This is a genomic window from Nocardioides pymetrozini (assembly GCF_046058985.1).
Classification (GTDB): Bacteria; Actinomycetota; Actinomycetes; order Propionibacteriales; family Nocardioidaceae; genus Nocardioides.
This window is the reverse complement of record NZ_CP175556.1, coordinates 4,107,176-4,128,584: the sequence shown is the minus strand read 5'-3', so window position 1 is coordinate 4,128,584 and position 21,409 is coordinate 4,107,176. Positions and strand designations below refer to the sequence as shown.

General features: G+C 73.2%; 24 protein-coding genes and 3 tRNA genes. 15 read left to right on the top strand and 12 right to left on the bottom strand.

Going from position 1 to position 21,409, the window contains the following annotated elements; genetic code table 11:
• Positions 1-24: 24 nt before the first annotated feature.
• The 4 genes from ACJ5H2_RS20165 to ACJ5H2_RS20150 all read right to left on the bottom strand — a co-directional run bounded on the left by ACJ5H2_RS20165 (position 25) and on the right by ACJ5H2_RS20150 (position 3,292).
• Entirely contained in the window at positions 25-738 is a 714-nt protein-coding gene (locus tag ACJ5H2_RS20165) for a hypothetical protein (protein ID WP_408897222.1), read from the bottom strand.
• 127 nt (positions 739-865) lie between these two features.
• Positions 866-1,927, bottom strand: coding sequence for an adenylate/guanylate cyclase domain-containing protein (locus ACJ5H2_RS20160; protein WP_408897221.1), 1,062 nt, complete (start codon positions 1,925-1,927; stop codon positions 866-868).
• A 16-nt stretch (positions 1,928-1,943) separates the two neighbouring features.
• Positions 1,944-2,318, bottom strand: a complete 375-nt coding sequence (locus tag ACJ5H2_RS20155; RefSeq protein WP_408897220.1) for a Crp/Fnr family transcriptional regulator — start codon at positions 2,316-2,318, stop codon at positions 1,944-1,946.
• Positions 2,319-2,461: 143 nt separating this feature from the next.
• Positions 2,462-3,292, bottom strand: a complete 831-nt coding sequence (locus tag ACJ5H2_RS20150) for a prephenate dehydratase (RefSeq protein WP_408897219.1) — start codon at positions 3,290-3,292, stop codon at positions 2,462-2,464.
• Positions 3,293-3,432: 140 nt separating this feature from the next.
• On the opposite strand from ACJ5H2_RS20150, the gene ACJ5H2_RS20145 reads away from it, so the two are divergent.
• From ACJ5H2_RS20145 to ACJ5H2_RS20125, 5 genes are all read left to right on the top strand, one after another.
• Positions 3,433-4,467: a FecCD family ABC transporter permease gene (locus ACJ5H2_RS20145; protein WP_408897218.1), complete on the top strand. Its 1,035-nt coding sequence runs from the start codon at positions 3,433-3,435 to the stop codon at positions 4,465-4,467.
• Positions 4,464-5,522: a FecCD family ABC transporter permease gene (locus tag ACJ5H2_RS20140; protein WP_408897217.1), complete on the top strand. Its 1,059-nt coding sequence runs from the start codon at positions 4,464-4,466 to the stop codon at positions 5,520-5,522. The genes ACJ5H2_RS20145 and ACJ5H2_RS20140 overlap by 4 nt, the downstream gene beginning before the upstream one ends.
• On the top strand, positions 5,519-6,436 hold the full coding sequence (locus tag ACJ5H2_RS20135; protein WP_408897216.1) for an ABC transporter ATP-binding protein: 918 nt from the start codon (positions 5,519-5,521) through the stop codon (positions 6,434-6,436). Before ACJ5H2_RS20140 ends, ACJ5H2_RS20135 begins: the two co-directional genes overlap by 4 nt.
• Positions 6,433-7,476 (top strand): ABC transporter substrate-binding protein, encoded by a 1,044-nt coding sequence (locus tag ACJ5H2_RS20130; protein WP_408897215.1) that lies wholly within the window; start codon positions 6,433-6,435, stop codon positions 7,474-7,476. Before ACJ5H2_RS20135 ends, ACJ5H2_RS20130 begins: the two co-directional genes overlap by 4 nt.
• A gap of 76 nt (positions 7,477-7,552) precedes the next feature.
• A complete protein-coding gene (locus tag ACJ5H2_RS20125) occupies positions 7,553-7,951 on the top strand; it encodes a DUF4446 family protein (protein WP_408897214.1) in 399 nt (132 codons plus the stop codon).
• On the opposite strand, the gene ACJ5H2_RS20120 is transcribed toward ACJ5H2_RS20125, so the two are convergent.
• The gene (locus tag ACJ5H2_RS20120) at positions 7,952-9,529 is read right to left on the bottom strand and encodes a YegS/Rv2252/BmrU family lipid kinase (protein WP_408897213.1); all 1,578 of its coding nucleotides are present in this window, start codon (positions 9,527-9,529) and stop codon (positions 7,952-7,954) included.
• A gap of 22 nt (positions 9,530-9,551) precedes the next feature.
• Here ACJ5H2_RS20120 and ACJ5H2_RS20115 point away from each other — a divergent pair, with 22 nt between their 5' ends.
• The 4 genes from ACJ5H2_RS20115 to ACJ5H2_RS20100 all read left to right on the top strand — a co-directional run bounded on the left by ACJ5H2_RS20115 (position 9,552) and on the right by ACJ5H2_RS20100 (position 13,438).
• Entirely contained in the window at positions 9,552-10,550 is a 999-nt protein-coding gene (locus tag ACJ5H2_RS20115; RefSeq protein ID WP_408897212.1) for an aldo/keto reductase, read from the top strand.
• 76 nt (positions 10,551-10,626) lie between these two features.
• Positions 10,627-11,907 carry a serine--tRNA ligase gene (serS, locus tag ACJ5H2_RS20110; protein WP_408897211.1) on the top strand — a complete coding sequence of 427 codons (1,281 nt, stop codon included), beginning with the start codon at positions 10,627-10,629 and terminating at the stop codon, positions 11,905-11,907.
• Complete coding sequence (locus ACJ5H2_RS20105; protein WP_408897210.1) at positions 11,904-12,764, top strand: HAD family hydrolase; 861 nt, start codon at positions 11,904-11,906, stop codon at positions 12,762-12,764. The genes serS and ACJ5H2_RS20105 overlap by 4 nt, the downstream gene beginning before the upstream one ends.
• Positions 12,761-13,438, top strand: a complete 678-nt coding sequence (locus ACJ5H2_RS20100; protein ID WP_408897209.1) for a hypothetical protein — start codon at positions 12,761-12,763, stop codon at positions 13,436-13,438. The genes ACJ5H2_RS20105 and ACJ5H2_RS20100 overlap by 4 nt, the downstream gene beginning before the upstream one ends.
• Before the next feature lie 40 nt (positions 13,439-13,478).
• Here ACJ5H2_RS20100 and ACJ5H2_RS20095 read toward each other — a convergent pair whose 3' ends face one another.
• The 4 genes from ACJ5H2_RS20095 to ACJ5H2_RS20080 all read right to left on the bottom strand — a co-directional run bounded on the left by ACJ5H2_RS20095 (position 13,479) and on the right by ACJ5H2_RS20080 (position 16,164).
• Entirely contained in the window at positions 13,479-14,102 is a 624-nt protein-coding gene (locus ACJ5H2_RS20095) for a bacterial proteasome activator family protein (protein WP_408897208.1), read from the bottom strand.
• A gap of 16 nt (positions 14,103-14,118) precedes the next feature.
• A complete protein-coding gene (locus tag ACJ5H2_RS20090) occupies positions 14,119-15,096 on the bottom strand; it encodes an NAD(P)H-quinone oxidoreductase (protein ID WP_408897207.1) in 978 nt (325 codons plus the stop codon).
• A 62-nt stretch (positions 15,097-15,158) separates the two neighbouring features.
• Complete coding sequence (locus ACJ5H2_RS20085) at positions 15,159-15,482, bottom strand: DUF6457 domain-containing protein (RefSeq protein ID WP_408897206.1); 324 nt, start codon at positions 15,480-15,482, stop codon at positions 15,159-15,161.
• 52 nt (positions 15,483-15,534) lie between these two features.
• Complete coding sequence (locus ACJ5H2_RS20080) at positions 15,535-16,164, bottom strand: molybdenum cofactor guanylyltransferase (RefSeq protein ID WP_408897205.1); 630 nt, start codon at positions 16,162-16,164, stop codon at positions 15,535-15,537.
• Positions 16,165-16,200: 36 nt separating this feature from the next.
• Here ACJ5H2_RS20080 and ACJ5H2_RS20075 point away from each other — a divergent pair, with 36 nt between their 5' ends.
• Together ACJ5H2_RS20075 and ACJ5H2_RS20070 are read left to right on the top strand one after the other, a co-directional pair.
• Positions 16,201-17,001, top strand: a complete 801-nt coding sequence (locus ACJ5H2_RS20075) for a carbon-nitrogen hydrolase family protein (RefSeq protein WP_408897204.1) — start codon at positions 16,201-16,203, stop codon at positions 16,999-17,001.
• 11 nt (positions 17,002-17,012) lie between these two features.
• A complete protein-coding gene (locus ACJ5H2_RS20070) occupies positions 17,013-18,032 on the top strand; it encodes a hypothetical protein (RefSeq protein ID WP_408897203.1) in 1,020 nt (339 codons plus the stop codon).
• A 23-nt stretch (positions 18,033-18,055) separates the two neighbouring features.
• Here the strand turns inward: ACJ5H2_RS20070 and ACJ5H2_RS20065 are convergent.
• Positions 18,056-18,143: transfer RNA gene (locus ACJ5H2_RS20065), tRNA-Ser, on the bottom strand.
• Between the two features lie 101 nt (positions 18,144-18,244).
• On the opposite strand from ACJ5H2_RS20065, the gene ACJ5H2_RS20060 reads away from it, so the two are divergent.
• The 3 genes from ACJ5H2_RS20060 (at position 18,245) to ACJ5H2_RS20050 (ending at position 19,190) form a co-directional block, all read left to right on the top strand.
• A complete protein-coding gene (locus ACJ5H2_RS20060) occupies positions 18,245-18,703 on the top strand; it encodes a hypothetical protein (protein ID WP_408897202.1) in 459 nt (152 codons plus the stop codon).
• Between the two features lie 104 nt (positions 18,704-18,807).
• A tRNA-Ser gene (locus tag ACJ5H2_RS20055) sits at positions 18,808-18,898 on the top strand.
• 157 nt (positions 18,899-19,055) lie between these two features.
• A complete protein-coding gene (locus ACJ5H2_RS20050) occupies positions 19,056-19,190 on the top strand; it encodes a hypothetical protein (RefSeq protein ID WP_408897201.1) in 135 nt (44 codons plus the stop codon).
• Between the two features lie 27 nt (positions 19,191-19,217).
• Here the strand turns inward: ACJ5H2_RS20050 and ACJ5H2_RS20045 are convergent, their stop codons facing one another.
• The gene (locus tag ACJ5H2_RS20045; RefSeq protein WP_408897200.1) at positions 19,218-20,225 is read right to left on the bottom strand and encodes a LuxR family transcriptional regulator; all 1,008 of its coding nucleotides are present in this window, start codon (positions 20,223-20,225) and stop codon (positions 19,218-19,220) included.
• Between the two features lie 98 nt (positions 20,226-20,323).
• Between ACJ5H2_RS20045 and ACJ5H2_RS20040 the strand changes: the two genes are divergently transcribed.
• Positions 20,324-20,396 (top strand) — tRNA-Arg (locus tag ACJ5H2_RS20040).
• A 102-nt stretch (positions 20,397-20,498) separates the two neighbouring features.
• Here ACJ5H2_RS20040 and ACJ5H2_RS20035 read toward each other — a convergent pair.
• A complete protein-coding gene (locus ACJ5H2_RS20035) occupies positions 20,499-21,371 on the bottom strand; it encodes a LysR family transcriptional regulator (protein ID WP_408897199.1) in 873 nt (290 codons plus the stop codon).
• Positions 21,372-21,409 lie beyond the last annotated feature (38 nt).

The window sequence follows — 21,409 nt, the reverse complement described above, 5'->3', positions numbered from 1 at the left end:
CCTCGTCGAGCAGGTGGGTGTCGCTCAGTACGTGTAGTACTGGATGTCGACGTACTTCTTCATGCCACCGGACTTCACGAAGACGGTCTTGGAGGCCCGCAGCTTCGGGCCCTTGGGCACCTTGACGTTCTTCGGCGCCTTGGTCTTGGTGATCTTGTAGCAGTGCATGGACTTCTTGTTGGTCCGGAAGGTCCAGCTGTTGCGCCAGCCCTTCTTCTTGCCGATCTTGTACGACGTCGTCACCGGCTTGTTCTTGTACGGCGCGGAGAGCGGCCCGACCTGGGCGCAGATCTTGCGGGGGCCCTTCTCGATGTACTTGATGCCGCGGTTGACGGTCACCGTGAAGACCGGCGAGACCGACGGGTTGTACGTGGTGCCGGTGGAGGTCGTGGCCTTGGAGCCGGCGTAGACGGCCTGGTACTCGAAGGACTCCGACAGCTCGATGCCCTCGATCACGTAGGCGCTCGTGTTGGAGACCAGCGGGGTCCACGTGGTGCCGCCGATCGGCCGCGTGTTGAGCGTGAGCCCGCCGCGGTAGACCTTGGTGTTGGTGCCGGCCTCGTAGGCGTAGGCGTAGAGGCTGTAGTAGTCGCCGTAGCCGGTCGACGTCGAGGTCGACGGGTCGAAGCGGACCTCGGTGTTCTTGACGACCACGGCCGAGGCCGGGCCGGCCGCGCCGAAGAGGCTGGCGGCAGCCATCAGCACCGCGGCCACGGCGACGGCGAATGCTCGGGACATGCGCATGAAGCTGGACTCCTGTCTCAGGGGGCGGCACGCCCCACTGCGTGCCGGGGCTGACCTTCCCACCTGGCAGGGCCGGAAACGCGAGAGGGGTCGCCAGTCTCCGGTCAGGCTGTGGAGTGAGTCACAGCGCGGCGTCCTGGAGCACCCAGACCTTGAGCCGGGAGTATCCCTTGACCGAGATCCGGCGCAGCCGGCGCAGGCGGTAGCCGCCCGCGTGCTCGGCCGGGTCGGACCCGCGCTCGGGCGGGTGCTCCTCGGCCTCCTCGGCGTCCTCGTGCCGGCGTCCGGCGAGCGCCTCGTAGGCGCCGAGGTCGACGAGCACCGAGCTGGGTCGCGCCACCGAGGTGAGCCGGGCGGCGATGTTGACGACGGGGCCGAAGACGTCGCCGAGGCGGGTGACCACCTCGCCGTACGCGATGCCGGCCCGGACCGCGGGGAAGGGGTCGTCGGGGTCGGCGCCGCGGCGGGTGAGCTCGAGCGCGATGTCGGCCATCGCCGTGGCGGAGTCGGCGACGACGAGCAGCTCGTCGCCGATGTTCTTGATGATCCGGCCGCCCCGGTCGACGGTCAGGGCGAGCACGGTGGACTCGAAGGACTCCAGCCACGACACCAGCTCGCGGTCGGTGAGGGTGCGCGAGCGCGAGGTGTAGCCGACGATGTCGACGAAGCACACGGCAAGGGTCGTCGACGGGCCGGCGCCCTGCTCGGCCAGCAGCCGCGACCCGGCGCTGAGCAGGTGGCGGCGCCAGACGTAGTCCTGCAGCTCCTGGACCCGTGGCACCGCCTCGTCGGAGATGGCCAGCAGCCCCTCGATCGGGTCGGCGCCCACCTCCGCGGCGACCGAGGCGAGCAGCGCCACCTGCCAGTCGGCCAGGCGGGCGAAGCTGCGGCCCCAGGTCCGGACCAGGCCGTCCTGCCGCTCGCGGCTCAAGATGCCCAGCCGGATCAGGTCGCTGGTGAGCTGCAGTGCCCGGACGTCGGCGCTGGTGAAGGCGGCCTCGTCGTCCGGCACGTGCGCGAAGCCGAGCAGGTGCCACAGCTCGTTCGCCGTCGCCAGCGGTACGCCGGCGCGCTCGGCGACCTGCTGCTGGGTGAGCCGGGGCGTCTCGCCGAGAAGATGCTCCTCGAGCGCGGCGACGACCCCGCCGACGGGGTCGTCGACGGGGTCGTCGCCGGTGCTCACGAGGAGAGCGGGATGCTCAGGCCTGGCCGCCGAGGCGCGCCTGCGCGACCTCGACGAGCGCGTCGTGGAAGGCCGGCCACTCGGCGTCCAGCTCGCGCAGGGTCTCGTCGGTGAGGTGGATCGTGTCGAGCGGCGTCAGCGCCACGACCGTGGCGTTGCGCAGCTTCTGCCCGACGATCGCGGCCTCGCCGACGATGTCGCCGGCGCCGAGCTGCGCGATCTCGGCGCCGTCGCGGCGGACCGAGACCGTGCCGTCGAGGATGATGTACGCCTTGTCGGCGGGGGTGTCCTCCCAGATCGGAGACCAGCCCTCGGGGAGCCGCACGCGCCGGCCCGTCGCGCTGATCCGCGCGATCTCCTGAGGCGAGAAGTGCTCGAAGAACGTTGCCATGCTGACCCTTTCGCTGTGCCGGGCGGCAGGCCGCCGGCTCGCCTTCTCTCCCCGACTGTCACCGCCGACCCTAGTCGGCCCGGCGCCGGTGCGGGAGCCACCTGTCACAACGTGTCCCGGACACATCGGTTATCCCGGGCGGCTCAGCCCCGGAACGGGTCGGCGGGGTAGACCCCGAGCACCTTGATGTCGGTGGTGAAGAAGGTCAGCTCCTCGAGCGCCCGGGCGAGCGCCGGGTCCTCCGGATGGCCGTCGACCTCGGCCAGGAACTGGGTGGCGGTGAACTCCCCGCCGACCATGTAGCTCTCCAGCTTGGTCATGTTGATGCCGTTGGTCGCGAAGCCGCCGAGCGCCTTGTACAGCGCGGCCGGCAGGTTGCGGACGTTGAACACGAAGCTCGTCACGACCGGACCGTTGCCGCGCGGGGCCTCGACGAGCTGGGGGGAGAGGACGACGAAGCGCGTGGTGTTGTGGTCCTCGTCCTCGACGTCCTCGCGCAGGATCTCCAGGCCGTAGATCTCCGCGGCGAGCGGCGGCGCGATCGCCGCCTGCGTCGGGTCGCCGGCCTCGGCGATCTCCCGGGCGGCGCCGGCGGTGTCGCCGGAGATGATCGGGGTGAGCCCGAGCTCGCGGATGATCTTGCGGCACTGGCCCAGGGCGTGGACGTGGCTGTGCACGGTGCGGATCGTCTCGGTGCCCGCCCCGGGGATCACCATCAGGTGGAACTGGATGCGCAGGAAGTGCTCGGCGATGATGTGGAGGCCCGAGTCCGGGAGGAAGTGGTGGATGTCCGCCACCCGTCCCGCGATCGAGTTGTCGATCGGGATCAGCGCGAGGTCGCAGTCGCCGCTGGCGACGGCGGCGAAGACGTCCTCGAAGGAGGCGCAGGCCACGGCCTCGGCGTCCGGGTAGTGCTGCTTGCACACGATGTGCGAGTTGGCGCCGGGTTCCCCCTGGTACGCGATGCGGGCCATGCCGCACAGGGTAGGGCGTGGGGGCGCGCCGGCCGTGTCCGCCCGTCCGGCGGGTGGGCGCCTGGGGAGGGCGCCGCCGCCGCGTGCGCGGTGGACGGCGTTCGCGGTCCGACGTAAAGCAGGTTAGCCTTCCCTAAGTCATGACCGCTCTCGCCTCTCCGCGCGCCCCACGGCGCAGCGTCGCCGCACCCCGTCGGGTCGTCGCCCTCCTCGGCGCCGGCGCGGTGCTCGCCGCGGCCGTGGTCCTGAGCCTGATGGTCGGGAACCAGTGGCTCAGTCCGCCGACGGTGGTGCGCGAGCTCGTGGACCCCGGCGCCACGCCCGCCCGCGACATCGTGCGCGGTCTGCGCCTGGACCGCACCGTGCTCGCGCTGGTCGTCGGCGTCGCGCTCGGCGCGGCCGGCGCCCTCATGCAGGCGCTCACCCGCAACCCCCTCGCGGACCCGGGACTGCTCGGCGTCAACGCCGGCGCGGCCGCGGCCGTCGTCACCGGGATCGCCTTCCTCGACATCACCGACGCCGGCGTGCAGATCTGGTTCGCCTTCGCCGGAGCGGCGGCCGCGTCGGTGGTCGTCTACGTGCTCGGCTCCGGAGGCCGGGCGAGCGCCACCCCGGTCCGGCTGGCGCTCGCCGGGGCCGCCCTGACGGCCGTGCTGTCGTCGTACGTCAACGGCGTCGCGCTCTCCAGCCAGGCCTCCTTCGACACGATGCGCTTCTGGCTGGTCGGCTCGGTCGTCGGGCGGGAGATCTCGGTGCTGGGCACGGTCTGGCCGTTCCTCCTCGCCGGCGGCCTGGTCGCGGCCTTCGTGGCCCCGGCGCTGAACGCGATCGCGCTGGGCGAGGACACCGGACGTGCCCTGGGCGTGAACATCGGGCGGCTGCGCGTGCTCACGGCGGTGGCGATCACCCTGCTGTGCGGCGCCGCCACCGCGCTCGCGGGGCCGATCGTGTTCCTCGGCCTGGTGCTGCCGCACGTCGCTCGCCACCTCGTCGGACCCGACCAGCGCTGGGTGCTGCCGCTGTCCATGGTGCTGTCCGCCGCCCTGCTCCTCCTCGCCGACACCGCCGGGCGGATCGCGTCCGAGCGCGAGGTGGAGGCGGGCATCATGACCGCCTTCATCGGCGCTCCGCTCTTCATCGTCCTCGTCCGCCGCCGCCGGTTGGCCCACCTATGAGCGCCGGTACGACGACTCCGACCCTCGGGCTCCGCGCCATACGGCTCGGCCCGGTCGCGCTGCGGATGTCGCGCCGCTCGGTCGCCGTCGGCCTCCTGCTCGCGGCCCTCGCGCTCGCCGCGGCCGTCTGCTCCGTGCTGTTCGGCGAGATCCAGGTGGGCCTTCCGCGGCTCGTCGCGACGCTGACCGGCCGGGGCTCGGCCTTCGAGGAGTACCTCGTCCTCGACTCCCGGCTGCCCCGGGTCGCCACCGCCCTGCTCATCGGCCTCGCCCTGGGGATGTCCGGCTCGATCTTCCAGACCGTGTCGCGCAACCCGCTCGGCAGTCCCGACGTGATCGGCTTCGAGACCGGCGCCTCCACCGGTGGTCTGGTCGCCCTCCTCGTCCTCGGCGCCGGCTTCGCGGGCGCGGCCGTGGGCGCGGTGGTGGGCGGCCTGGTGACCGCGGTCGCCGTCTACCTCCTCGCGCTGCGCAACGGGCTGGACGGACTCCGCCTGGTGCTCATCGGCGTCGGCCTCGGCGCTCTGCTGCTCTCGGTCAACTCGATGCTCATCGTCCAGGCCGACGTGTACGACGCCCAGGAGGCGGGCGCCTGGCTGGTCGGAAGCCTCGCCGGCGCGAGCTGGGACGGCGTGGGCTGGCTGGCCCTGCTCGTCGGGATGCTCTGCATCGCTGCCCTCGGCCTGTCCCGACCGCTGATGGTCGCCGAGCTCGCCGACGACAGCGCCGCCGGGCTCGGCCAGCGCACCGACCGGCTGCGGCTGACCGCGATCACCATCGGCGTCCTGCTCAGCAGCCTCGCCGTGGCCGCGGCCGGCCCGATCGTCTTCGTGGCCCTCAGCGCGCCCCAGGTCGCCCGGCGCCTGACCCGTGCGAGCGGGCCCAACATCGCCACCTCCGCGCTGACCGGCGCGGTGCTCCTCGTGCTCGCCGACCACGCGGCCCGCGAGCTGTTCCAGCCGCGCCAGGTGCCCGTCGGCGTGGTGACCGGAGTGATCGGCGGGGCCTTCCTCGCCTGGCTGCTGACCCGTGAATGGCGGAAGGGACACGCATGAGCGACCTGGGGACGACCGCGACGACGAGCGCGGAGACCACGACGACGGGCCCCGCACCCGGTCTCGGCAGGACGGCGGCGCGCACCGGCGGCGACCACCGCCTGCGCGCGGAGGCGCTCACCCTCGGCTACGACCGACGGGTCATCACCGAGGACCTGAGCCTCGCCGTACCGGACGGCTCGTTCACGGTGATCGTGGGCGCCAACGGCTGCGGCAAGTCCACGCTGCTGCGCGGCCTGGCCCGGCTGCTGAGGCCGCGCGCGGGGTCGGTGCACCTCGACGGGCAGGCGATCCACCGGTACTCCTCCAAGGAGGTCGCGCGCCGTCTCGGGCTGCTGCCCCAGGCGCAGGTCGCGCCCGACGGGATCACCGTGGCCGACCTGGTCGCGCGCGGCCGCTATCCCCACCAGAGCCTGCTGCGCCAGTGGACGCGCGACGACGAGGAGGCGGTCCGGGAGGCGCTCGCCGCCACCGACATCGAGGAGCTCGCCGAGCGGCTGGTCGACGAGCTCTCCGGCGGGCAGCGGCAGCGGGTCTGGCTGGCGATGGCCCTCGCCCAGCGCACCGAGATCCTGCTGCTCGACGAGCCCACGACCTATCTCGACATCGCCCACCAGGTCGAGGTCCTCGACCTGTGCGAGCACCTGCGTGCGGAGCGCGGCTACACCCTCGTCGCCGTGCTCCACGACCTCAACCTGGCGTGCCGGTACGCCACCCACCTGGTGGCGATGAAGGACGGCGCCGTCGTCGCCGAGGGCGCGCCCGCGGACGTCATCACCGAGGCGCTCGTCGAGCACGTCTACGGCCTGGCCTGCCGGGTCGTCCCCGACCCCGAGTGCGGGACGCCGCTGGTGATCCCGCGCAAGAGCGTGCCGACGAGAGCGTCGGCCCCACCCAAGGAGGAAACCAGATGACCCGACGACGGATCGGCGCGCGCCGGGCCCCGATCGCCGCAGCCACCGCGTTCGCGGCGGCGCTCGCGCTCACCGGCTGCAGCGGCGACACCGACCCCGGCGCCCAGGACGACGCCGGCGACGACTCGCTGGCCGAGTGCCAGTCGGCCGCCCCCACCGGCGGCTTCGCGTACGACGACGCCCGCGGCACCTCGGTCGCCCTCGACGAGGTGCCCACCACCGTCGTCGCGCAGAACAGCATCGCCGCGGCCCTGTGGGACGCGGGCTACCAGGTCGACGGCATCTACGGGGAGCTCGGCGACGATCCGGCGTCGGCGTACCAGCGGGGGAACGTCGACCTCTCCGAGATGACCACCCTCGGCAAGACCTGGGGCGAGTTCGACGTCGACGCGTTCGCGGCGATGCAGCCCGACCTCCTGCTCGACTTCTCCTTCGGAGGCGAGCTCTGGTACGTGCCGGGCAAGCTGGAGAAGCAGATCGAGGACATCGCGCCGGTCGTCGGCGTCAACGGGCAGCCGACCACGATCGACGAGGCGATCGAGGTCTTCGTCGACCTCGCCGGCCGCCTCGGCGCGGACCCGACCTGCGACGACGCGGTGCAGGAGGCGAAGGCCGACTACGACGAGGCCGTCGCCGAGATCACCGCCAACGAGAAGGATCTCGAGGTGCTCGTCGCGTCCGGCAGCGACAGCTCCTTCTGGGTGGTCAACCCGGCCGCACTGCCCGAGACCGGCACCCTCGCGGCCGCGGGCGTCGACCTGGTCACCCCGGAGGGTGTGGGCGAGGGCGAGGTGTTCAAGGAGCTCAGCTGGGAGAAGGCCGCCGAGTTCGCCGACGCCGACGTGATCTTGATGGACGTCCGCAACACCGAGGCCGTCAAGGAGAAGATGAAGGGCATCGACACCTGGGCCAACCTGCCTGCCGTCAAGGCCGGCCAGGTCTACGGGTGGTACGCCGGAGCGCCGTACTCCTACCAGGCCTACGCGGAGATCTTCGACGAGCTGGCCGACGAGCTGGAGGACGCGCGACCGCTCGACTGACGCCGACATCCACGGGCAGGTCCGGCCCGGCGCGTACGAGCGCGCCGGGCCGGTCTCGTTCCGTACCTTTGCCCGCATGGCCGTCGCGATCTCCCTCCTGGCCCTGCTGCTCGCCGGAGCGGCGCTCGCCGTGACGCTCCCCACGCCCCGTGCCCCCGCGGCGTCCGCGGACGCGGACCTGCCCACCGACGCGGCCGGGCTGCGCCGGGAGGTCGCGGCGCTGCGAGCGGAGGCCGCCGGCGCGCTGCGCCATCTGGCCGTCGTCCGCTACGACGCCTTCGACGAGATGGGCGGCCGGCTGTCGTGGTCGCTCGCGCTGCTCGACGACGCCGGCGACGGCGTCGTCCTCACCTCGATCCGCGGTCGCAGCGAGGCCCGGACCTACGCGAAGTCGGTCGCCGGGTGGAGCAGCGAGCAGGAGCTCTCGCCCGAGGAGGCGGAGGCGGTCGCACACGCCCGCCTCGCGCGCAGCTAGCTAGCGCGGGACGCGCACCAGCACGCGTCCGTGGACGCACTCCATGCGCAGCTCCGAGCCGACGCCGATCGTGTCGCCGTCGAGCTGGCGCGGGACCTCGCCCGACGCGCGGACGACGACCTTGCGACCGGTCATCCGGGCCACCGACTCGCCGGCGTTGTGCTCGCGGCGGGTCAGCACCCGCAGCACGAGCGGGATCCAGCTGAGGAAGCGCCGCGGGTAGAGCAGGACGACGTCGAGCTGGCCGTCGTCGATGGAGGCGTCGGGGATCAGGTTCATCCCGCCCTGCAGGCTGCCGACGTTGCCGATGACGCAGGTGCGGGCGCGGTGCTTGGTGAAGGGCATGTCGTCGACCGAGACCTCCAGCCTCATCGCCGGGAACATCAGGCCCTTGAGCGCCGAGAGCACGTAGGCGAGCCAGCCGACCTTCTTCTTGAGGTCCTCGTTGACGCCCTCCATGATCGCGGCGTCGAAGCCCATGCCCGCCATCACCATGAAGTGGGTGGGCTCGATGCCGTCGCCGTCGACCTCGACCATGTCGATCGCCCGGTCCTGGCCGGTGAGCGCGATGTCGATGGCGGCCCGGATGAACAGTGGGATCTCCAGGTTGCGGGCCAGCAGGTTGCCGGTGCCGGCGGGCACGACGCCCACCGGGATGCCCGTGCCGGCGAGCTCGGCGCACACCTCGCGCACCGTGCCGTCGCCGCCGCAGACGATGACCAGGTCGGCGCCGTCGACCGCGGCCTGCTCGGCCTGCCCGGTGCCGGAGTCCTCGACGGTGGTGAGATACCAGCGCGGCGCGTTCCAGCCGGTCTCGAGCGCCATCTGGCTCACCATCGCCTGGAACTGCTCGACCGACTCGACCTTGATCGGGTTGAGGACGACGGCCAGGCGGCGGGCCGACGGGAACGGCTCGGGCAGCGGCTCGGCCTTGAGCGCGTGGCTGCGGGGGAGCGGGTTGTAGAGCGCGACGCCGAGCAGCAGCAGGCCGAGGCCGAGCAGGGTGCCGCCCAGGACGTCGCTGGGGTAGTGGCGGCCGAGCAGGACCCGGTCGGCGGAGACGACGGCCCAGAGCAGGACCGCCAGGGTCGTGATGAGCCGGCGGATCCCCTGGCGTCGTACCAGCATCACCGCCAGCACGACGACGAGACCGCTGAACGCGGCGATCGCGGAGGTGTGGCCGCTGGGGAAGGCGTTGGAGTGCAGGAAGAACTCGGGGTCCTGCCACACCGGGCGGCCGCGCCCGATGAGCACCTTGGTGCCGTAGGTCGCCAGCGCGGTCGTCGCCATGACGACCGCGACCAGGACGCCCGCGCGGCGATGGCCCTTCACGAACAGGGCGACGGCGAGCACCGTCGTGATCGCGGTCATGGCCGGGGTGCCGAAGGCGACCTCGACCGCGCGGAGCGGGTCGCGCAGCCAGCCCTGGTCGCCGGCCCACGTGCGGGCCGACTCGCCCTCGAGGTCGACGTCCATCAGCCAGGACCAGTCGGCGGCCACCGCCCCCGCCACCGCCCCGAAGAGGGCGAGCAGGATCAGCGAGGCCAGCAGCGGGGTCCGGCGGGGTCGGTCGAGCACCCCCGGAGGATAACGTCGAGCCATGACGTCCCCCTCCTCCGCGACCCCCTCCACGACCACCCTCGGCCGCTCCGGCCTCGTCGTCTCCCGCGTGGGCCTCGGCTGCAACAACCTCGGCCGCCCCGGCGCCGCGACGGAGTCCCAGGAGGGCAGCGACCGGGTCGTGGCGGCCGCGCTGGACGCGGGGATCACCTTCTTCGACGTCGCCGACACCTACGGCGCCACGCCGGGCCTGGCCGAGGAGCGGCTCGGCAAGGCGCTCGGGTCGCGGCGCTCCGAGGTCGTCGTGGCGACGAAGTTCGGGATGGACATGCAGGGCTACAACGGCCCCGACTTCGGCGCCCGCGGCTCGCGGCGCTACATCCGCACCGCCGTCGAGGCGTCGCTGCGCCGGCTCGGGACCGACTGGATCGACCTGTACCAGTTCCACACCCCTGACCCGCGCACGCCGATCGAGGAGACCATGTCGGCCCTCGACGACCTGGTCCGCGAGGGCAAGGTCCGCTATCTCGGCCACTCCAACCGCGCCGGCTGGCAGATCGCGCAGGCCGAGTACGTCGCGCGTGAGCTCGGCGTCGAGCGCTTCGTCTCCGCGCAGAACCACTACAACCTCACCGACCGTCGCGCGGAGCTCGAGGTGCTGCCCGCGGCCCGTGCGTTCGGCCTCGGCGTGCTGCCGTACTTCCCCCTTGCCAACGGCCTGCTCACCGGCAAGTACGCCTCCGGCGAGGCTCCCGAGGGGTCGCGGCTCTCCCGCACCCGTCGGCACCTCCTCGAGGACGCCGTCTCGCCCACGCTGCGGGCCTACTCCGACTTCGCCGCCGCCCGCGGCGTGTCCGAGGTCACCGTGGCGATCGGATGGCTGCTCGCCCAGGAGCCGGTCGCCTCGGTCATCGCCGGCGCCACCTCGCCCGAGCAGGTCGCCGCCAACGCCGCCGCCGACGCCTGGGTGCCCACCCCCGACGACCTCGCCGAGCTGGACGCGCTGTTCCCCGCGCCGGAGCCGATCTCGCCGTTCTGAGCGGCCGGTGGTTTCGAGGCTCGGCCGCGGGCGGCCTCGCACCTCGACCACCGGGGCGGCCAGATAACCTCACCTCATGATCGACCCGCGCCTCCTCCGCGACGAGCCCGACCGCGTCCGTGCCTCGCAGGCCAAGCGCGGGGCCTCTCCCGACGTGGTCGACCGGGCGCTGGAGGCCGACGCCGCGCGGCGTACGGCGATCGCGGCGTTCGAGGAGAAGCGCGCGGCGCAGAAGACCTTCGGCAAGCAGGTGGCGCAGGCGCAGGGCGAGGAGAAGCAGGCGCTCCTCGCGCAGGTCAAGCAGCTCGCGGCCGAGGTCAAGGACCTGGAGGCCGCGCAGGGCGCTGCCGACGAGGCGTGGACGACGGCGCTCAAGGCCATCCCCAATGTCGTCGCGGAGGAGACCCCACCCGGCGGCGAGGACGACTTCGTGGTCCTGGAGGAGGTCGGTACGCCGCGCGACTTCGCCGCGGAGGGCTTCGAGCCCCGTGACCACATCGAGCTCGGCCGGCTGCTCGGCGCGATCGACCTCGAACGCGGCGCCAAGGTGAGCGGCAGCCGCTTCTACTTCCTCACCGGCGTGGGGGCCCAGCTCGAGCTGGCGCTGGTGAACCTCGCGATGGAGCAGGCGAGCGCCGCCGGGTTCACCCAGGTCATCGCGCCCTCCCTGGTCCGCCGCGAGGCGATGGAGGGCACCGGCTACCTCGACCAGGGCGGCGGCGAGGACATCTACCGGATCGAGGGCGAGGAGATGTACCTCGTCGGCACCTCCGAGGTGCCGATGGCGGCGTACCACTCCAACGAGATCCTCGACGCCGACACCCTGCCGCGGCGCTACGCCGCGTTCAGCCCGTGCTTCCGCAAGGAGGCAGGCTCGCACGGCAAGGACACCAAGGGGATCATCCGGGTCCACTGGTTCGACAAGGTGGAGATGTTCGTCTACACCACGCTGGAGGACGCGGCCGCCGAGCACGAGCGCCTCCTGGCGTGGGAGCGGGAGTTCCTCGACAAGCTCGAGCTGGCCTACCGCGTCGTGGACATCGCCGCCGGCGACCTCGGCGCGAGCGCGATCCGCAAGTTCGACTGCGAGGCCTGGATCCCGACCCAGGGCAAGTACCGCGAGCTCACCTCGACCTCCAACTGCACCGACTTCCAGACCCGGCGCCTCGACACCCGTGGCCGGTACGGCGATCGCACCGGCCCGGTCGCGACGCTGAACGGCACGCTCACGGCGATCACCCGCGCGATCGTCGCCGTCCTCGAGACCCACCAGCAGGCCGACGGGTCGGTCCGGGTGCCGAAGGCGCTCCAGCCCTATCTCGGCGGCCGCGAGGTGCTGGAGCCCGTCGCCCGATGACCGAGCCCGCCGCCGACTGGAGGCCCCGCCTCGTCGCGCTCGACATCGACGGCACCCTGCTCAAGTGGGTCGCCGGCCTCGGGATGAGCCACGAGGAGGTCACGCCCGCGGTCCACGACGCCGTCCAGCGCGTTCTCGACTCCGGCGCCCACGTGGTGCTGTCGTCGGGCCGCGCACCGCACAACATGACGATCGTCGCCGACATGCTCGACCTCCACGGCCACGGCGAGCGGCTGTGGATCGTGGCCGCCAACGGCGCCGTCGTGCTGCGCTACCCGCCCGCCGAGGTCGTCCACGAGGTCACCTTCGACGCACGCCCCGCGGTCGCCGCCGTGCTCGAGCAGCACCCCGACGCCCTGGTCGCGGTCGAGGAGCGCGGCATCGGCTATCGCGTGTCGGGCCCCTTCCCCGACGGCGAGCTCGGCGGACAGACCATCGTCGCCGCCGTCGAGGACATGGTCGCCGAGCCGGTCAGCCGCGTGATCATCCGCGACCCGAAGGCGACGGCGGAGGACTTCGTCGCCCTCGCCGCCAACCTCGGGCTACACGGCACCGACTACGTCGTCGGCTGGACGGCGTGGCTCGACCTCGCCCCGGTCGGCGTCTCCAAGGCCTCGGGCCTGGAGTACGTCGCCCAGCAGCTCGGCGTCGACCGGGCCGACGTCCTCGCCATCGGGGACGGCCGCAACGACATCGAGATGCTGCAGTGGGCCGGCCGCGGTGTCGCGATGGGCCAGGCGGTCGACGAGGTGAAGGCGGTCGCCGACGCGGTCACCGCCTCGGTCGACGAGGACGGCGCCGCCGTCGAGATCGGTCGCTGGTTCCCCGCGCCCGGATCTGGTGGGATGGAGGCGTGAAGGCCCCCCGTCCGCTGCGCGCTGCCCTCGTCGCGGTCCCGCTCGCGCTGCTCACCCTCCTCGGTGCGTCCGCGAGCGGCGCGAGCGCCGCCGGCGCCCCGACGGGACCGAGCGGCGCAACGGTCCGGACGATGCCGGCCGACTGCGCCCCGGTCGACATCAGCGACGAGGCCACCGTCGACCAGCGCGCTGCCGCGTCGGACGACGTGTTCGTCGGCCGGGTCGACGCCGCGGCGCCGGTCGCCGGCTCCACGCGGGTCGGCTACGGCGTGAGCGTCGAGCGGGTCTGGCTGGGCGACGTCGCCAAGGGCCAGCAGGCCGCGGTCACGATCGAGTGGCCTGTCGGCGCGGCGCCCGGCGTGCGCCAGGGTGCGTCGTACCTCTTCTTCACGCAGGACTCGCCCGAGGGCCTGGTCGCCGACGCCTGCGGTGGCACGGTGCTCCTGCCTCGTGGCCTGACGCCGAAGATCGCCTCCACGCTGCGGAAGTTCCTCGAGTCCGTCGCGCCGCCCCCCGCTCCGACGCCGACCCCGGAGCCGGTGAGCTTCCGCGCCCCCGAGGAGCCGCTGGGCGAGCCGCCGCAGATCAGCCGCGTGGTCGCCTCGGGGGCCGCGATCAGCCTGATCGGCCTCCTCGGCCTGCTGCTGGTCTCGCGGCTCGGCCGCCGCGGCTGAGCGAGACCTCGACCCGTCCGGCGAGGGCCGCTCGGTCCGGCTAGAGGTACATCCCGCCGGACGACGGGTCGCCCCCCTGCTCGGGCGCCGACGGCGCCGACGGAGCGGCCTGGCCGCCCGGCGTACCTCCAGGGACACCCGGCCCGCCGAGGCTCATGCCCGGCGGCAGCGCGCGCCGGATCTGCTCGAACTGCGCGCGGGCCGCCATCTGCTGGGCGTAGATGGCGGTCTGGATGCCGTGGAACAGGCCTTCGAGCCAGCCGACGAGCTGGGCCTGGGCGATGCGCAGCTCGCCCTCCGAGGGGGTCGCGTCCTCGCTGAACGGAAGCGAGAGCCGCTCCAGCTCCTCGACCAGCTCGGGAGCCAGGCCCTGCTCCAGCTCGGCGATCGAGGAGCGGTGGATGGCGGCCAGACGGGTGCGGCTGGCCTCGTCGAGCGGGGCCGCCTTCACCTCCTCGAGCAGCTGGCGGATCATGCTGCCGATCCGCATCACCTTCGCGGGCTGCTCGACGAGGTCGGTCAGCGCGCGCTCGCCGTCGTCGTCCCCGTCGTCGGCGGAGTCGTCCGCCTGCTGCACCGCGGACGCGGGGACGGTGCCGATCGGCTGCCCGTCCGGCCCGATGACGACGATCTGCTCTTCGCTCTCGGAGGCGTTCTCGCTCATGGCCCCAACCTACCGGTCAGGGCGTCAGCAGGACCTTCCCCACCGCCTCGCCCGACTCGATCATCCGGTGCGCCTCGCCGACCTCCTCGAGCGGCAGGACGGCGGACACCACGGGCACGATCGAGCCGTCGGCCACGAGCGGCCACACGTTCTCGGCGACGGAGGCGCAGATGCGCTCCTTGCTCTCGAGCGGTCGTGAGCGCAGGGCGGTCGCGACGACCGCGCCCCGCTTGGCGAGGAGCCGCCCCAGGTCGAGCTCGGCCTTCGTTCCGCCCTGCATCCCGATGACGACGAGACGGCCCTCGTCGGCGAGCACCTCCACGTTGCGGGCGAGATACTTGGCTCCCATGTTGTCGAGGACGACGTCCGCGCCCTCACCGCCGGTGGCCTCGCGCACGACCTCGACGAAGTCCTCCTCGCGGTAGTTGATCGCACGCTCGGCGCCGAGCTCGCGGCACCGGGCCAGCTTCTCCTCGCTCCCGGCGGTCGTGAACACCCGGGCCCCGCAGGCCCTGGCGAGCTGGATCGCGAAGGTGCCGATCCCGCCGCCGCCGCCGTGCACCAGGAAGACGTCGTCGGGGCGCAGCCCCGCGACCATGAACACGTTCGACCAGACCGTGCACGCCACCTCCGGCAGCGCCGCGGCGGTCACGAGGTCGACGCCGTGGGGAACGGGCATCACCTGTCCCTCCGGTACGACGACCCGGCTGGCGTACCCACCGCCGGCCAGGAGTGCGCACACCTGGTCCCCGACGGTCCAGCCGCTCACTCCGGCGCCGAGCGCGGCGACCGTGCCGCTGCACTCCAGCCCGATGATGTCCGAGGCACCGGGCGGCGGCGGGTAGAAGCCCTGCCGCTGCAGCAGGTCGGCGCGGTTGACGGCGGTGGCCGCCACGTCGATCAGGATCTCGCCCGGCCCCGGCGTCGGGTCGGGGAGCTCGGTCACGGCGAGGGTCTCGGGTCCGCCCGGGGCGGCCTGGGTGACAGCACGCATGCCGGAAGTCTGACAGCCGCTCCGAGCGGGCGCCCAGCCGCCGGCACGGTCCGCCGGACGCCCTAGACGAGCGAGTCCTCGTCGGAGTAGTCGGCGTCGGCGAGCTCCTCGAACTCCACGTCGGCGTCGGCGTCGTCCGCGGCCCCCGCGGGCCGGTCCCACGACTCGGCGAGGGCCTGCGCCTTGGCCGCGAGCCGCTCCACCTCGTCGGGGTCGGCGCCCTGCTCGCCGGCCGCGAAGCCCAGCAGGAAGGCGGTCACGTGACCCGCGGCCGGGTGGACGTTCTCGCGCGTGATCCCGGCGAGGTCGACCAGCAGGCCCTCGTCAGCCTCGGCCTCGATGTCGAGGGCGTCGCACAACTCATCGATCCAGTCGTGGAGGTTCACCCGACCAGAGTGATACGGGGCGACGGCGGGTGCAAGGGGCACCGGCGTGTCGTCAGCCCGCGGACTCCCCACGCGACTCCTCACGCGACTCCTCCCGTGACTCCTCCCGTGAGGCTAGGTCGCGCAGGTCGCTCCAGGTGTCGATGTCACGGGCCTCGTCGCCGGTGGGGGCGACCTCGACCAGGTCGACCGTCTCCAGCAGGGCCCGCACGGACAGGCCGTGCTGGCGCTCGCGGTCGGGCCGTACGGCGTCCAGGCGCGCGGTCTCCACCACGAACGCCAGCTGGCGGCGGCCGTCCGGGTCGGCGAGCACCGCCCCCTCGTGTCCGACGGCCGCCTCGTGCAGGCGACGGAACGTGCCGGCGTGCAGGCGAGGCATGTCGACCGCGAGCACAGCGATCGTCGGGAAGGTCCTCAGCAGCGCGTCGCGTCCGGTGAGCAGCCCGGCCGCGGGTCCGCCGCGCCGCGGCTCCTCGAGCACGAAGGTGACCGGACGGTCGGTGGGCACCTGCTCGCCGACCACCACGACCTCGCCGGCGTCGACGACCGCGTCGAGAGCGTGCTCGAGCAGGCTCCGTCCGTCCACCTCGATCGAGGCCTTGTCGACCCCGCCGAGCCGGCTGCCCTGGCCTCCGGCCAGCACCACCGCGGCGTACCCGGAGAGTCCCTGCTCGATCACCACGCGTCGAGTCTCCCAAAGCATCCCTAGGCTGACACCGTGACGACCCCCACCCTCCGGCTCGCCCTCGTGCAGGCCGCGTCAGCCCTCGATCCGGCGGTCAACCGCGACGCGCTCGGCCGGTTGGCCGCTGAGGCGGCCGGCCCGGACACGCCCGCCGACCTGGTGGTCTTCCCCGAGGCGTTCGCCCGTGACTTCGGCCCCGCCGGCTCCGACGTCAGCGCGGACGCCGAGCCGGTCGACGGACCGTTCGGTACGGCGGTCGCCCAGGCCGCGGCGGCGCACGCCACCACCGTCGTGGCCGGCATGTTCGAGCGGGGGCCCGACCCCGAGCGGCCGTACAACACGCTGCTGGTGCGGGGCGCCGCCGAGGCGTCGTACCGGAAGGTGCATCTCTACGACTCCTTCGGCTACCGGGAGTCGGACCGGCTGACGGCCGGGCCGCTCGAGCCGGTCGTCGTGGACGTGCGCGGCTGGAAGGTCGGGCTGATGACCTGCTACGACCTGCGCTTCCCCGAGCTGGCCCGGGCCCTGGTCGACCGCGGCGCCGAGCTCCTCGTCCTCCCGGCGGCCTGGGTGGCGGGTCCGGGCAAGGTCCGCCACTGGCGCACCCTGCTGGCGGCGCGGGCCATCGAGAACACCGTCTATGTCGCCGCCGTCGGCCAGCCGGCCGACAGGTACAGCGGGCACTCGATGGTGCTGGACCCCTTCGGGGAGGTCGTCGCCGAGGCGGGACCCGGCAGCCCGGAGCATCCGGAGGTGGTCCGGGCCGTGGTCGAGCGGGCCGCGCTCGAGGAGGCCCGTCGGGTCAATCCGTCCCTCGCCAACCGCCGAATGTAGGCTCGCTCTCCGTGTCCAGCGCCCCCTCCCGCATCCCGCTCGAGCAGCGCATCGGCGAGTTCGGGGCCTCGCGGGCACCGCTGGTCATCTGGTTCGCCCTGGTCGCGCTGGCCACCGCCGCGCTGGTCTGCGCGATGGTGCCGGTCGGGCCCGACTGGCTGGGGACGGCCGGGGCGATCGCCATCGCCACCGCCTACACCTGGGGCCTGGCCGCCCGGACCGGCGGGCGGCCGCTCGTCTTCGCTCCGCTCACCCTGGTCTGCGGCGTGGCCGCGGTGGCCAGCGAGAACGACCTCCTGCTGGCCGGCGCCGCCGTCGGCACGTCGGCGGTGGCCGCGGTGCTCGGTGTGATGATCACGCTGCCGTCGGCCCGGACCGCGACGGCCGCGCGCGAGTGCGTCATCGCCCTCTGCGTCGCCGGTGTCGGCGCGATGGCCACCGTCGGCTTCGAGCCCGCGATCCACAAGGAGCGCTTCGAGTACGTCGCCCTCGGCCTGGCCTTCGTCGGCGCGATCGTGCTGGTCTACCGTCTCGGCGCCGGCTTCCACGGCCTCGGGCGCCGCGGCCTGGTCATCGTCGGGATCGGGGCGGTCGTGCTCGCCGCGACCCTGCTCTACGCCGAGCTCCTGCGCCGCTACGGCTCCACCGGCCTGGTCGACCAGCTCCTGGAGTGGGTCGCCTGGAGCCGGGACACCCTCGGCGCCTTCCCGCGACCGATCGAGACCGTCCTGGGCGTCCCGGCGCTGGCCTACGGCTGCCACATGCGGGCCCGCCGCCGCCAGGGCTGGTGGGTGTGCGCCTTCGGCGTGGCCGCCACCTCGCCCACCGCGACCGCTCTCGCCAACCCGGCCGTCTCGGTGACCGAGGCCGCCCTCTCGGTCGTCTACGGGCTGGTCGTCGGACTGGTCCTCGGCTGGCTGCTCATCCGCCTCGACCTGGCCCTGACCGGCCAGCGCGGCCGGCGCAGCCGGGTGGCGGAGCAGGCGGCCGCCGTCCGGCCCGAGCCGCGCCGCTTCGAGCCGCTCCTGTGACGCGCTGCGCGCGGAAGGGCGGCTGGCGGAGAGAGCGGGATTCGAACCCGCGGTAGGTCTCCCTACGGCCGCTTTCAAGGCGGCTCCGATCGGCCACTCCGGCATCTCTCCCGATCGGTACGACGCGGCGCGCCGCCCGGACGAGAGCCGAGTCTAGTGGCGGGGCTCGCGCCGCTTTGGCCGCCCCGCGCCGGGCGGTGGACAATGCGCCGGTGAGTGCCACGCAGCCGAACCGGGTCACCGACTACCGTCTCGCCCCGCCGGTGATGGCCCGCTTCGTCGGCGCCTATCTCGTCGTGCTCGCTCTGGTGCTGCTGGTCGCGACCGCGGTGGTCGTCGCCGCGGACCTCAACGCCGACCTGCTGGTGCTCGTCCTCGGCATCGGCATCCTGGGCCTGATCGGACTGTCCTGGTGGCTGCGCTCCCGGCTGGTCGTCGTGCGCCTGACCGACGCCGGCTACCAGGTCCGGATGGTCCGGGCCGCCGGGGTCACCGACGCCCGCTGGAGCGAGGTCGAGGACGCGGTCGCCGCGGCTCCCTCGGGGATCGACTGCCTGGTCCTGCGCCTGCGCGACGGCCGGAGCACGACGATCCCGGTGCAGCTGGTCGCCGCCGACAAGGACGACTTCGCGCGCGACGTACGCGAGTACCTGCGGCGCGCCGCCCGCTGAAGGCCCCGCCGCACACCGCCGGGCGCGCGGGGCCGATTGGGACGTGCCCGCGCGGTGCTTGTAGCCTTGGCTCACGCTGGCCGGTCTGCGACCGGCCCGGTGGAGGAGGCGTCGCCTAGTCTGGTCTATGGCGCCCGCCTGCTAAGCGGGTTTGGGGCTACAACCCCATCGAGGGTTCAAATCCCTCCGCCTCCGCCGAGGTGCACGAGACCCCCGGTCGTCCGCGGCCGGGGGTCTCGCTTATTCGGCCGCCGTGGGGAAAGATGGTGCTCGGCGTCGACAGGGGGTGGACGCCAGCGGCTCGGGTACCCGGAGGGTTGGTTCTCGGCCGCCCACCAGTGAGGGGAAAGCTATGAAGAAGCTCGCTCGCAAGTCCGCATTCGCACTGGCCGCAGTCATCACGACCGCGGGCATCGTCGCGCTCCCGACCGCGGCCGAGGCCGACACCGGCTGGAGCTGGCGCGTGGTCACCAGCTCGCAGCGCTGAGCCCGGCTTCGTGACGGGCCTCGCCGGTCAGGACGCCGGGTCGTCGGCGTCCTGACCGGCGATGCCCAACGTGCCCATGGTGTAGCCGAGCTGGAAGCGGGTCTCCGCGTCGTACTCCTCCTTCAGCTCGGCCACGTAGCCCGCATAGGTGCGGGGACTGACGCCGAGGCGCTTGGCGCTGACCGCGTCGGCATGGCCCTCGATGAGCATCCGGATCGTCATCGACCGCTGCTCCGAGGCGATCTCCTTCGTCACGCTGTGCCCCGAGCTCGCGAACGGGCGCCCCCGGGCGAACGCCCGCTCGAAGACGTCGACGAGATAGGCGACGATCGCGGGCTCGCGTACGACGACCGCGGTCGCCAGGCTGTCGGCGGCGGGGATCAGGGCGACCCGGCGGTCGACCACGATCATCCGGTTGAAGAACTCGTCCAGGGTGCGGACCTCGGCGCCGTGCTCGGTCACCGTGGCGACGTACTTGTGCGTGGCCGGGTGACGCCGGGCGCTGTGCTGGTAGAGCGTGCGCATCGCCAGGCCCCGCTGGAGCGCGGCGACGTCGCGGGCGGCGGCCTCCGCGACGGACTTGGCGCTGCGCGTGGCCTGGGGCTGCGCGGTCAGCAGCTCCTCCTGGGCCTCGCTGACCAGCGTGCTGAGATAGGGGCTGATCGCCTCCCCGTGCAGGTAGAGGAAGGGACCGGACTCGCTCGCCGCGGGCGAGCGGCGCCAGCTCTGCGCCAGGTGCGCGAACGCCGAGGCCCAGCGCGCCGACTCCTCGAGCAGCCGCGCGCCCTCGTTGCCGAGCGGCGTCACCACTCGGGACTGGGCGTTGCTCGGCTCCAGCGGCCGCCAGGTCTGCCGCGAGGCGTCGAGCTGCAACAACCCGAGGTCGACCAGCAGGTCGAAGGCCCGTCGTACCGACGACCCCTCGACCAGCCGCGGGTCGTCCGCCGGGAGCCCGCCCTCGGCCAGGACCTGCTCGTAGAGGGCGGTCGCCTCCTCCTCGAAGAGTGCCCGATCCGCAGGCTCGTACGAGGTCATGGCGCCATGCTTCCACACGCCCCACACTCCCGGTGGCGTCCGTGATTCGGCATCTGCGCACCGCCTCGGCTATTCTCGTGCGGTCGCCACGGCGACGGGCGCCTGTAGCTCAACGGATAGAGCATCTGACTACGGATCAGAAGGTTTGGGGTTCGAATCCCTACAGGCGCGCAGCCCGCTTCCGGACCTCGGAGGCGCGACCCTGGAACCCCCGCCCGGCGCAGTCCGGCGGGGGTTTCTGCGTTTCGAAGGGCGCGGGTGCGGGCGGGGCGGTCAGCTGCCGGCCGTCAGCTGCTCGACCGTGGCACTGCCGCGCACCGCAGCCCGGAACGCGGCAACGAGCTCGCGTCGGTCGCGAGGGCGCGTTGCGATCGCCACCACCGCGGGCGGCCCGTCCAGCGGCAGGTAGCGGACGTGCGGGTGGGGGAGGAAGCGGACGGCGGGCTCGCCGTGGATGCCGATCAGGCCCGTCATCGCCACGGCCGTAGGGATGCTGGCAGGGGAGCGGACCTCGACTGACCCCGAGGAGGGGCGCGTGCCGCTCCAGGCGGCCAGCCCCGGCTGTCCGACGAGGCTCACGAACACGCGGTCCATCACGTCCGAGGGCGAGAGCCGCTCGGCAGCGGCGAGCTCGGAGTCCCAGGGCACCACGGCGCAGCGCTGGGTGTGGAGGGCCGGTTCGACCAGCAGGTCCTCGGCGCCACCGAGGTCCTGCAGGATCGCCACGTCGACCTCGCCCGTGCGGACGGCGTCGTACTGGGTGGACCAGTCGAGCTCCACGTAGGACAGCTCCACCCCGGGGAGGCGCTGCTCCAGCAGCGCGCGGGTCGAGGCCCACCGGTCGGCCAGTCCGAAGCCGAGGACGCCCAGGCGCAGGACCGGTTCGCCGCGGTCGCCCTCGGCCGCCTCCATGAGCGCGTCCAGGTCGGCCAGCACACGCCGCGCGCGGGGCAGGAACCGCTCACCGGCATCGGTCAGCTCGACGCGTCGGCTGGTGCGCTCGAACAGCCTGGTGCCCAGCTCCTGCTCGAGCTGCCGGATGCGGCGTCCGAACGGCTGGGCGGCGATGTAGTGGGCGGCCGCTGCCCGGCCGAAGTGCAGCTCCTCAGCCAACGTGAGTGCGTACCGCAGAGACCGGACGTCCATCGCGCATCCTCAGTTCCTCGACCCTCGTACGGTACTCG